Consider the following 12006-nt stretch of genomic DNA (forward strand, 5'->3'; position numbering starts at 1 on the left):
GCAGTTTTCAGGCTAATTTTCCACTGGCACAACTCATATAAGATTTTGCCTTCAGAAGTATCCCGTTTTCATCATCAACAGTTGGGTAGCCCATTTTCCGAAGGGCCTTTTTAACCAAAGAAATATCATCAGGATATTGGTGTTCAAAGCTGACCGAAGAGTTTTCCTTTTCCACAATCACGCTCTGTATCCCTTCCAATTCCGAAAGTTTGCTGGAAATGGTATTGGCACAACCACCACATTTAAGGTTTTGTACTTGGAAAGTAGTTTTCATAATGTGTACGTTTTGTCTTTTAATAGCCCCAGGCCCTGTATCCGCCCCTAAGGTCGTAGACTTTTGTAAATCCAAGATCCACAAGTCTCTTGGCAGCCCTTTGGCTCCTATTCCCCGATTGACAATAAATGTACACGGGAGCATCTTTTTTAAATGTGGAAAAGGCGTTCTCAAATGCTGACCCTTGAAAAAAATCAATGTTTTTGGCGCCTTTGATGTGGCCCGACATGAACTCTCCCTTGGTCCTCACATCCACCAATTGGACCTTGCCCTTGGAAATGGCTTCTTTGTATGATTCCCTATCCATGATCTGAATTTCATCGGGAAGGGTTTGTCCTTTGAACAAAAAGCTGAATATTGACATCGTATCGTTGTTTTGAGGGTCAAAAATACCCAACCCAACCTATGGGAGTCAGTAACGATGGTTACACAAAACCAACTTTTCTAGAATTTTTTAAGGAGTTGTCCGGGCCTTATTTTAGCGTAGTGGGACACACATAGTCCGTTACGGGAATACCGACCTTTTTGATGTCGGCAAAACCTCCTGCCACATCGACCAGGTTATGGATGCCCCTACTCTTGAGGATGGAAGAAGCAATCATGCTCCTATAGCCCCCTGCGCAATGCACATAAAAGGTGTCCTTCTCTGGAAATTCCGCCAAATGGTCGTTGATGAAGTCCAACGGGGTCAGATGGGCCTCTTCCACATGCTCCGCAATGAACTCGGATTCCTTTCTCACATCGTACACGGGCACCCCTTTTTCCATGAGGGTTTTCAATTGCTCGGCACTTACACTGTCCACCGTATCGATTTCCTTGCCCGCTTCTTTCCAAGCTGCAATGCCTCCTTTCAGATAGCCCAAGGTATGGTCAAAACCGACCCTTGACAGTCGGGTAACGGTCTCTTCTTCCCTGCCTTCCGGGGTCACGAGGAGTATGGGTTGCTTCACATCGGCGATCAATGCGCCTACCCAAGGGGCGAAGCTTCCATCCAGACCGACGAATATGGAGCGGGGCACATGGCCTTTGGCAAAATCATCCTGATGGCGCACATCAAGAACAACGGCTCCTGTTTCGTTGGCGGCAGTTTCAAAGGCCTCTGGTGTCAGGGCCTGCGTACCTCTTTCCAGAACGGTGTCGATATCTTCGTAGCCCTCCTTGTTCATTTTCACGTTCAGGGGGAAGTATTGTGGGGGCGGCAAAAGGCCATCCGTCACTTCCTTGATGAATTCTTCCCGGGTCATATCCGCCCGAAGGGCATAGTTCATCTTTTTCTGGTTGCCCAAGGTATCCACCGTTTCCTTCATCATGTTCTTTCCGCAGGCGGAACCGGCTCCGTGGGCCGGATAAACGATCACATCATCGGCCAAGGGCATGATCTTGCTGCGTAGGCTGTCGAACAGGGTCCCGGCCAACTCTTCCTGGGTCATATGTGCCGCTTTCTGGGCCAGATCTGGACGACCAACATCGCCAAGGAACAAAGTGTCCCCACTAAAAATGGCATGGTCTTTTCCTGATTCGTCCTTCAGCAAAAAAGTGGTGCTTTCCATGGTGTGCCCTGGAGTGTGCAGCACCTTGATGGTCAATTTTCCCAAAGGGAACTCCTGTCCATCCTTGGCAATAATGGCCTCAAAAGCAGGTTGGGCCGTCGGGCCATAAATGATCGGTGCGCCCGTTTCCTTGGAAAGGGTGACGTGTCCGCTCACAAAATCGGCATGGAAATGGGTCTCAAAAATGTACTTGATGACGGCACCTTCGTCCTTGGCCCTTTTGAGATAGGGTTCCACTTCCCGAAGCGGGTCTATGATGGCAGCTTCTCCTTCACTTTCAATATAATAGGCTCCTTGCGCCAAACATCCGGTATATATCTGTTCTATTTTCATCTCCTCTGATTTTTCATCAAAATTACTATTATGCAGCATACTGCGCAGTCACCAAAGTTACAAACTCTTTGTCTTGGACTGTAATGTTATCTTTTTCTGCATGACACTCCTCTCCTTCTTTTCGGAACAGGAGTCCACGGCATCAAAGGTCTGGACAAACAGGTTTTCCTCGCCGAGGATATCAACGATTCCACTGCTGTACAATATATCCCTTGTGGGGCCTATGGCCGCTGCAATCATGAAATGGATACCCCTTTGCCTAAAGTCCAATATCAGGCGTTCCAACATGGCCGCTGCACTGCTGTCTATATAGTTGATGGGTTCCGCATTCAGGACAATGTATTTCAGGACAGGACCCTTTTTGGCCATTTGCCGATAGAGTTGCTTTTTGAAGTAATCCTTGTTCCCAAAATACAATTGGGCATCGAACCGTATGACCAGTTTGTCGGCATCCACTTCCACATCTCCCGAGAAACGGTCAATATTCTTGAAATAGTTGGTGCCCTTGATCCTTCCCAAGACCGCCATGTGCGGTTTGGATATTCGATACACCACCAGCATCAGGGACAGCAATACCCCGAACAGGATTCCCTCCATCAACCCGATGAAGAGCGTCATCAAGAAGGTGGCGGCCAGTAGCAGGAACTCGTCCTTTCTGTTTTTCCAGAGGGCCAAAGGGTATTGGATATCGATGAGGCCCATCACGGAAACGATGATTATGGCACCCAAGATCACCGCGGGTAGGTTATAGAACAAAGGGGTCAGGAAGAGCAGCACCCCTGCAATGATCAGGGTGCTAAAAATCAGGGACATTCCCGTTTTGGCACCGGCCTGATCGTTCACGGCGGTCCTTGAGAAACTTCCCGATACCGAAAAAGACTGGAAAAACGAACCCAAAACATTGGAAAGGCCCAATGCCCGAAGTTCTTGATCGGCATCCAGTTCGTACTCCGGATGTTTTTCTTCGACCGTCTTGGCGATGGAAACGGATTCCATGAAGCCGAAAAGTGCCACGGTAATGGCAATGGGCATAAGCTGTCCTAGTTTGTCCCATTGGAACTCAGGGGCCTGAAAACCGGGAAGACCTTTTGGAATATTGCCAACAATGTGGATCCCCTTGGTTTCCAATCCGAAAATTACCACGGCCAAGATGCCAAGGACTACCATCAACAAGGGAACCGGCAGTTTTTTATTGAACTTGTTCAACAGAAATATCAATACGATGGACCCCACACCCAACCCAAAGGTAAGCCAGTGAATGTATCCCAGGCTTCCGATGATATTGGGAACAAGTTCATGTACCCTACTGGACTGCGCAAAGTTGGTGCCCAAGATATGGTTCAATTGTCCCAAGCTGATCAAAATGGCTGCGGCCGATGTAAACCCACTGATGACCGGTTTGGACAAAAAGTTGACAAAGAACCCCATCCTGAAGATTCCCATCAAGAGTTGCAACCCCCCGATGAGCAGCGTCAAAAAAAGTACCGCTGCAATATAATCTTCCTCATTGAGCAACCGCAAGGCACCGACGCCCGTTGCGACCAATAAGGAATCCATGGCCACAGGGCCCACGGCCAACTGTCGGGAAGTTCCCATCAAACCGTATACCAATTGTGGCACCAAAGCCGCATAGAGTCCATAAATAGGAGGCATTCCCGCTATCATGGCATAGGCCATCCCCTGGGGCACCAACATGATCCCCACGGTAATGCCCGCAGCGATGTCCCCGCGTAGCAATGCCTTGTTATAGGTGGCCATCCAAGATAAAAATGGGAAGAACCGTTTGATCATGCGGTGGATTTTATACAAAAATAGGTTGTCTCGGGACAACCCTTGGTAACTTAAGGAACAAAGTTAGAGATCTATGACCTGGATGTAGCTTCTGTGCAGCACCAGTTTTTTCATTTTTTCGAGCTTTTTCAACAATCTGGAAACCACGACCCTTGAGGTGTGCAGGTCATAGGCAATCTCCTGATGGGTGCTGTGTATCTTGTTGTCGTTGGTCACCTCCACCTTTTTTTTGAGGTAGTCCACCAAACGTTGGTCCAAGTTCTTGAAGGCAATGCTGTCCACGGTCTGCAACAACTCGTTCAGACGGTTGTGGTAGCTTTCGAAAACGTAGTTGCGCCATCCTTTGTACTTGCCCATCCATTCTTCCATTTTCTGCACAGGAACCATCACAATGCTGGTATCGATCTCGGCAATGGCCCTGATCTCGCTCTTGGTCTGTCCCATACAGCAGGCCATGGTGACCGAACAGGTCTCCCCTTGTTCCAGATAGTACAAAAGCAGTTCGTCCCCTTCCTCATCTTCCCTAAGGACCTTTATGGCCCCGGACAACAATAGGGGTATGCTCCTGATGTACTGGCCAATATCCATGATGGTCTCGCCCGCTGGCACTTCCACTAGTTTTCCTACTTCCAAAATCTCCTCCAACAGTGGTTGTTCAAAATGTCCCCGAAAAGTTTCTAAAAGTTCTTCTTTCATGGTGTAGAAATCGCCCTCCTAAGGTAACCATTTTGAAAAAAAGATCGGCTGTTTTCGCATTCCCATCAATTGTAAGGCCCATACCTTAAGGTATGGGCCTTGAACATACTAATTAACTGAAATAAAACCTACTTAAACTATAGCTTTAGGGGCGACCCTTCCATTTCTTTGGGAACAGGAACGTCCAATAAGTTCAATATGGTGGGTGCAATCTGGTTGGAATGCAACTGTTCTTCTTGTTTTACCTCGCCCAAGGCTTTGACCCCCTTTCCAAAAGTGACCACCCAGACCTCATTGGCCCCTTTGATATCACTCCCATGGCTTCTCCAGGTATCCAAAGGCTCGGTTCCCCTGCCGTGGTCGGTAGTGATGATAAAAACCGTTTGCCCTTTATAAAAATCATCCTGTTGGGTAAAGTCCCATAGCTCCTTGATCAAAGCATCTGTGTTGTGGGCCGATTTCAGATACGCTTGATAATCGCCATCGTGGGCGAAGTCATCCGTTTCCCCATAAGAGACAAATACCAGCTTCGGATGCGCTTTTTTCATGTGCTCCAAGGCATAGTGATGGGTGAAGGCATCCAAACGAACGCTGCCCCAAGGACTTGGAATTTGAACCTGAAGTTGGTTCAGGAATTTTTCCCTTTCGGTGAGATTTTCGGTGGCCGTTTCAAAACCGGCATTCACAGGAACACCGGAACGCTCCTCGTTGATGATGGACGGAAACACATCCCAACTGCCAAAGGCGGCCACTTTATCCTTGCCCTTCGGGGTGTTATTGTAGCGTTCCAAAATGGTGGTATTGGGATTGGGCACCTTATCATTGCTGCGGATGTTCTTGTCATCGGCAGCCCCGGTCAGGATTTCGTTGTAGCCCGGATAGGAAAACCACATCTTGTTGGTCAGGTCCACTTTGCTGCCCAAGTTCCTGTTGCCATGCAACTGGCCCATTTTGGACACTTGGGTCCAGAAAAAAGGCATCAGGACCTCTCTTCGTTCTTGGGGAGTTTCTTCCCAAAAAGCCTCCTTTAGCGCATCTACTTCATGAACGTACTCCTTGTTGCCAATCAATAACGGATCGGCACCCGTGAAGAGTTCCTGCCAACGGTAACCGTCCAAAGTGATCAGAATGACCTTGGTATCGGAATCTTGTGCATTGATCTTTAGAAAAGCTGTCAAGGTAGCCATCAAAAGTAAAATCTTGTTTTTCATTTTTATTTGGTTTTAAATGATGCTGTTTCGGACCAATCGCTCCAATTGAGGTTTTGGTCACGGTAACGGACCCTCCAATAATAGGTGGTTCCGGGTTTCAAGCGTTTCGTCCTTTCATCGGTAAGATCGTCATTTTTTTGACGGTCTTCTTCATAATACCAGTTTTCATGTTGCTTCCAACTGTCCAAGGCCAATTTTTCAAAACCCTTGGTTTCGGAAACCTGCCAATGGGCGGCAGCGTGGAAAGCCCCATTGGTCGGACTTGAAAATTCCCCAGCTTTCAGCATCGTAAATTCACCTTCAACCTCTGCACCGATTGCAGGCGAAATCACTTTGGGGGTTTCGGGTTTCTTTTCCAATTTCCAAATGGTAATGCTATCGCGAAGCTCATTGTCCCTAAACTTGGATTCATTGCCACGACTGATCCGTTTGATGGTAAATTTGGGGTCGTTTCGGTTGCCGTCCACTTCCACCATCACGAAACCATATTCGTCTTGGGTGACGGTGAACTCATCGTAATCCCTGCCTTCGAATTCGCCCCAGTTGTCGATGGCTCCACCTGCGGAGGCCACATTGATCCATAAATGTTTATGGTCCTTGGATTGTCCACGGGAATATCCGTGTGTATGGCCAAAAAAGTGAACACTCGGTTTTCCGGTCTTTGTGGAGAATTCCTCCAGCATTTTGACCACTTTTCCCGTGGATTCTTCTTCCCCTGGAATCCAAAGCTCCGATTTGTGGGGATGGTGGAGTTGGGCAAACACAAAATCGATGTTGTCGTTCGTTTCCGTTTCGGCCAGGACCTTTTCCAGCCACTGGTATTGATCTTTCAAATCCCGATACCCTTCGTTGGAGTTGAGTCCGATCACACGGGTATTGCCGTAATCCTTGTACCACCAATGTTCCGCAAAGGCAGGGGTGCCGTTTTCGGGCAGGCTGAAATATTTGAAGTAAAAAATGGAGTTGCGTTCGTGGTTGCCCAATACGGGATATACGGGCACTTCGGCAAACAATTTTTGGGCCGGGTCAAAAAAGTGTTCCTTCCACTGGTAGTATTCGCTTCCGCTGGACACCAAATCCCCCGGAATCATCACCATGGCCAAATTATCGGGCAATTTGCCGCCATATTCCTTTTCCAAATAGTGGAGCACGCCTTGATTGACCACTTCTGAAAATTTGTTCGGGTTTTGGCCATCGTATTGCATATCGCTCATGGCGACAATGTTGAACGATTCCTCATCACTGGCAAACGGTGGTGTTTTGAATTGATAAATATCCGATTGGGCCTTTCCCGTTCTCACCCGATAGAAGTATTCCGTAAAGCGTTCCAAACCTGTCAACTTAACGGTATGGACCCTAGAATCCGAAAAGTTGACCCCCTCGGCCTTGCCTTGGGCCTTTTTACCCAATTTTGGCGAAGTTCCGTATTCCACGATGCTTTCTTCGCCCTGGGTGGTCTCCCACATGATGGTGATGGAATGGGGCTCGGCATCCTGCAGATAGGGCTGAATCAACATCTTTGGCTCCGTTTGGGCCATGATTGGGGCAATGCCCACAAATAGGTAGATCAGTAGTTGGTTGATTTTTTTCATCAGGCTATGGCGTTTGTTTTTAAAAAGGCTTCGTTCAATATCTCCAGAGCTTTTTCCAGTTCTTCCCTGGAAATGGTCAAGGGCGGGGAAAGTTGCAGTACGTTTCCTTTGGAAACCTTGAAGCTCAACCCGTTCTTAAGGCATTCGTACATGATTTCCTCGGCTTCGGCGGTCGCTTTTTCCTTGGTGGTCCGATTGGTCACCAACTCGATGCCCCATAAAAGCCCGACTCCACGAACATCTCCAATTAGGGAGTATTTTCGATGCATTTTGTAAAGGGCCTTTTTCATGAATTCCTCGTCTGCCTTTACTTTTTGCAATAAATTTTCTTCTTCGATGATTTCCAAAAGGGTCAATCCGGCCACTGAGCCCAACGGGCTTTTTTCATGGGTGTAGTGCCCCAAGGAAATGTGTCCGAACCGATTGTACTCTTCACGGGTGACAATGGCTGCTTGGGGAACAATACCCCCGCCAAGGCCTTTGCCCAAACAGAGAATGTCCGGTTCAATACCGAAAAGTTCGTAAGCGAACATTTTTCCGGTACGCCCGAAGGCAATCGGAATTTCATCCAAAATCAACAGCACCCCATACTTGTCACAAAGTTCGCGGGCTCCTTGCCAATAGGTTGCGGATGGGATCTGCACATCGGTGTTGCGAATGGTCTCGGCCAAAAAGGCACCGATCTCATCGTCTTTGGACAATACATGCTCCAAATATTCCAAGGCTTTCTCCTCGTTCCCTTCAAAAATACCGCGATAGGTTATGGGGGGCGGAATGCGTTCCACACCGGGCATCAACGGCCCCATGTGTTCTTGAAAAATGGATTCCCCGCCCACGCTGATGGCATCCAAATTGGCCCCATGGAACGAATCCCAAAAAGAAACCACCTTGTGTTTTCCAGTCACTGCACGGGCCAGTTTCAACGCAATGCTGATAGACGAGCTGCCATTTGGGGTAAGCAAAATACGGTTCAGGCCTTTTGGAGTGTAGGAAGTCAGTTTCTCCGCAAACTGAATGGCTTTTTCATTGGTGTATCTTCGGGTGGAAAACGTGAGTTCCTGAAGTTGTCCCATGAGCGCACTTACCATTTTGGGATGGGAAAACCCTACTTGATGCACGTTGTTGCCATGAAAATCCAGGTAACGCTTCCCCGAAATACTCTCCAAATAGGAGCCTTCGCAATTTTTTAAAACATCCAAACATGGGGTGGACATGGATTGGTGCAAAAAGTACTTCGCATCCTTTTCCAACAGTTCCTTGGTCTGGTCGTTCACTTCTTCCTTTAACCATTCTCCCCTTGCAGAGGTAAGGTTGATGTCGCCTTCCACAACAGATTCTGCGTTGTGCCTATCGTGCTTCATATGGTTGATTTATGCTATTTTTCCCTGTACAAATGATTAGCGGGAATGATCTGCTTGGGAATAGTGGCACCTTGGTATTTCACATCCAAATGGTAGCCTCCCCCACCGTTAAAATATTCAATCCTGATCAAATGTTTGCCTTTGGTCAATTCCACACCCTCTCCACGCTCCATAACACCATGGTCGCCGTCGTTGTCCACCACTAATTTTCCATCCACATAGAGTTTGCTACCGTCATCGCTGTTGGTGAAAAACCCATATTTCCCTTCTTCGGGGATGTCCAAATAACTTTCCAGCACCAAGGCCACCTGCTCTTGTTGCACATCTTCCGTCAATATCGCTTTGGGGGAGAATTCTGTCACAAATCCTTCTTTTACAGGTTTCAAGGTAGAGAAATCGGGTAATTTGTCCATCCTTTCGCCATAATACATGGTATAGGCAACGGGGTCTTCTTTGGTTTCTGGGACCAGCCTGAAATTGGCCTCCGCAATGGTGCTCACCAATTGCCCTTCTTGAAAAATCCCGGCTTTGACAATCTCGGTTTGCTTCAAATAGAAGGTATCTTGATATGTTTTGCTGCTTTCTAGGGTCGGAACGGCGTTGCCCATCGTGTACCTGATTTCACCCAAATTGTTGGGGTTTTGCATCACCACGGCAACCGAATCTGCCTTGAAAACACCTCCTGCAGGTTCAAAATGGCCTGCATCGGGAAGGATCTTGGGTTGGGCAATCAGTTCTTTTCGTTTATAGATCAAATTGGGCTTTTCATTGCCAATAAAAGCTCCTTTTACGGGCCTCCCTATCCAAGATTGTGGTGTTTGCAGTCCCATGGCATAGGCCACAGTCGGTGCATTGTCAAATTGGTACACGGTTTCCTCAATTTCGTACCCCTTTTTGATGCCTGCCCCAAAAAGAATGAAGGGAATCTCCATTTCGGCCAGACTTTCGCCCCCATGTCCAAAACCGATTCCACCGTGATCCGCAGAAACGATGAATAGGGTCTTTTCAAAAATACCTGCTTGTTTCGTGGCATTGACAATCTCGGCAATCAAGGAGTCTGCCTTTTCCACAGATCTGTAATATTCAGGGCTGCCATGGCCCAGGGCGTGACCTGCATGATCCACATGGTCCAAATGCACAAAAGTGAATTTTGGGGTGTGTTCTTTGATATACTTTACCGCCTGTTGTGTGGTATTGTCCTCGTGGTCCCCATCAATGTCAAAATCCACATCTTCTTTTTCAAACAAACGCCCAAATCCATCCCAATCGTAAATGGCCCCTACATGGGCTTCGGGCTGTTGGTCATGGAACAAGGTGAAAATGGTGGGAAAGGTTCCATTTTTTGTTGCCACTACGGGGGGCAACTGGTGGTCGAACTTTTCCCAACCATTCGAGGTGATGCCATGCTGTTCGGTATCGGCCCCCATGATCATACTGGCCCAATTGGGACTGGAGCTTGAGGGCAACACCGAACGGGCATGCATGGTGGCCGCTCCGTTTTGGATCATGGAATCCATCATGGGTGTATGTGCCCTTTGAATGCCATTGGGACTCATCCCATCCACACCAATGATCACAATGTGTTGTATATCAGGTCGATTATCGGTAGTTCGAGAACAGGCCAATAAAAACACCATTACCAAACCGATCGCAAAAAATACATTCTTTATCATGTGATTTTATTTTAACAACAATGGCTGCCCCGTTTCCAGGGCAACCATTTGTCGGTTATTTAATGGTCAAATCGTTTTAATATCTGTTCCCAGTTTCCCACCAACCAGGTGTGTTGATGTTATCACCTTCACCGCCCATGGCCTGCACTGCTGCATCATAATTGGCCTTGTTCAGGGTCTGTTCCGAGGAAGGGTACAGGAAGCGGACGGGATAGCGCCCTCCGTTCAGGTCATCCGGGCCGGTTTCCAAAGCAGGTAGTCCGGTCCTTCTGTAGTCCATCCAGCCTTGATAATCCACATTCCAAAGGGCAATGGTCTTTTGGGTCAAGAGCAATTCCAAGGAACCATCGTATTGTACCGTTGGCCCTGCCAAATAGGTCTCGATGTCCGTATCCGAAACTCCCCAATAGGACAGACTGGCCCTTATGCCTTCATTGTAATAGGTTTCGGCATTCCCTGTGATAAAACCTCTTTCCGCAGCTTCGGCCAAAATGAACTGTACTTCTGAATTTTTCATGATGTAGGCCTGGGCCGTTGTTCTTGAAAAGTAGAACAGTTCCACATCCAAACGGCTTGGGCTGTATTGGTCATCATAGGCACGGGCGTTGGCCTGATTGAGCCCGATGGGTATCCCCACCCAATTTCCATCACTGTTACGGTCGAACCATACATCCAATCTTGGATCATCGAATTCCTCAAAATAGCCCAACAATGTGGTACACAAGCTCTTTTCATCGAACCCACCGATACGACCTGTACTTTCGGGCCAAGAGTCGGTATTGGACGTACCGCTATACACCAATATGGCATTGTCATCATTGGTGCTGATGTAGTTGCCAGCGTTCACGATGGCCTGCATCTCTGCGGAAACATCCCTTCTTTTCGATATTCGCATCAAATAGCGAAGACGCAGTGAGTTGGCCAATTTTCTCCATTGTGCAGCATCCCCGTCATAAATGACATCCCCTGTTGATCCCGCAATGGTCTCTCCTTTGGCCAATGCGGCATCGGCATCTGCCAAATCCTGGAGCACGCCGTTATACACGGTTTCCTGATCGTCGTATTTTGGGGTAAAAATGCCTGAACTCTCCCCGGACATGGCCTCCGTGTAGGGCACATAGCCATAAAGATCTGTCAGGTTGGCAAAACTCAAGGCACGCATGGTCAGGGCAATGCCTTCATAGGTGGCATTCTGTGTGTCTTCGGCCCTTGAAATTTCCAAAATATCATTGATCTCGGGCAAATAGCTGTAAAACAGGTTCCACATCCCTTGATCTCCCCAGTCAAACTGGCTGAAACCGGGGAAGTTGTTCTTGGCCATCAACTGGGTGATGGTGTTTCCGTCGCTATAGCCCTCTTGGGTCAACTGTCGTGTGATTTCGGAGGTGACCGTGGACACCAATAGGTTGGCGCTTACTTGTTCGGGGGCGTTGGGGTTGGAGTTGATTTCCTCAAAATTTTCCGTACACGAAACCAGTAAGGTTCCTGCACATAGAATAGATGTTATGAAGTTTGATGTTTTCAT

At 47.9% G+C, this 12006-nt stretch carries 10 protein-coding genes; all 10 read right to left on the reverse strand.

The genetic code is table 11. The features are described 5' to 3' along the window. Positions 1-7 precede the first annotated feature (7 nt). The 10 genes from FOT42_RS05720 to FOT42_RS05765 all read right to left on the reverse strand — a co-directional run bounded on the left by FOT42_RS05720 (position 8) and on the right by FOT42_RS05765 (position 12006). Complete coding sequence (locus FOT42_RS05720; RefSeq protein WP_151889616.1) at positions 8-274, reverse strand: heavy-metal-associated domain-containing protein; 267 nt, start codon at positions 272-274, stop codon at positions 8-10. 19 nt (positions 275-293) lie between these two features. Next, positions 294-638: a rhodanese-like domain-containing protein gene (locus FOT42_RS05725; protein WP_151889617.1), complete on the reverse strand. Its 345-nt coding sequence runs from the start codon at positions 636-638 to the stop codon at positions 294-296. A gap of 109 nt (positions 639-747) precedes the next feature. Beyond that, on the reverse strand, positions 748-2157 hold the full coding sequence (locus tag FOT42_RS05730) for an MBL fold metallo-hydrolase (RefSeq protein WP_151889618.1): 1410 nt from the start codon (positions 2155-2157) through the stop codon (positions 748-750). A gap of 57 nt (positions 2158-2214) precedes the next feature. Beyond that, complete coding sequence (locus FOT42_RS05735) at positions 2215-3948, reverse strand: SulP family inorganic anion transporter (RefSeq protein WP_151889619.1); 1734 nt, start codon at positions 3946-3948, stop codon at positions 2215-2217. Positions 3949-4011: 63 nt separating this feature from the next. After that, entirely contained in the window at positions 4012-4644 is a 633-nt protein-coding gene (locus FOT42_RS05740) for a Crp/Fnr family transcriptional regulator (RefSeq protein WP_151889620.1), read from the reverse strand. A gap of 137 nt (positions 4645-4781) precedes the next feature. Next, positions 4782-5855, reverse strand: coding sequence for an alkaline phosphatase family protein (locus FOT42_RS05745; RefSeq protein ID WP_151889621.1), 1074 nt, complete (start codon positions 5853-5855; stop codon positions 4782-4784). A gap of 2 nt (positions 5856-5857) precedes the next feature. Continuing rightward, positions 5858-7447, reverse strand: a complete 1590-nt coding sequence (locus tag FOT42_RS05750; RefSeq protein ID WP_151889622.1) for a fibronectin type III domain-containing protein — start codon at positions 7445-7447, stop codon at positions 5858-5860. Next, positions 7447-8808 carry a (R)-1-hydroxy-2-aminoethylphosphonate ammonia-lyase gene (gene pbfA / locus FOT42_RS05755; protein ID WP_151889623.1) on the reverse strand — a complete coding sequence of 454 codons (1362 nt, stop codon included), beginning with the start codon at positions 8806-8808 and terminating at the stop codon, positions 7447-7449. Before pbfA ends, FOT42_RS05750 begins: the two co-directional genes overlap by 1 nt. Before the next feature lie 14 nt (positions 8809-8822). Continuing rightward, positions 8823-10481 carry an alkaline phosphatase family protein gene (locus FOT42_RS05760; RefSeq protein WP_151889624.1) on the reverse strand — a complete coding sequence of 553 codons (1659 nt, stop codon included), beginning with the start codon at positions 10479-10481 and terminating at the stop codon, positions 8823-8825. A gap of 76 nt (positions 10482-10557) precedes the next feature. Beyond that, positions 10558-12006 carry a SusD/RagB family nutrient-binding outer membrane lipoprotein gene (locus tag FOT42_RS05765; protein WP_192938330.1) on the reverse strand — a complete coding sequence of 483 codons (1449 nt, stop codon included), beginning with the start codon at positions 12004-12006 and terminating at the stop codon, positions 10558-10560.

The organism is Flagellimonas hadalis, from assembly GCF_007785775.2.
Lineage (GTDB): Bacteria > Bacteroidota > Bacteroidia > Flavobacteriales > Flavobacteriaceae > Flagellimonas > Flagellimonas hadalis.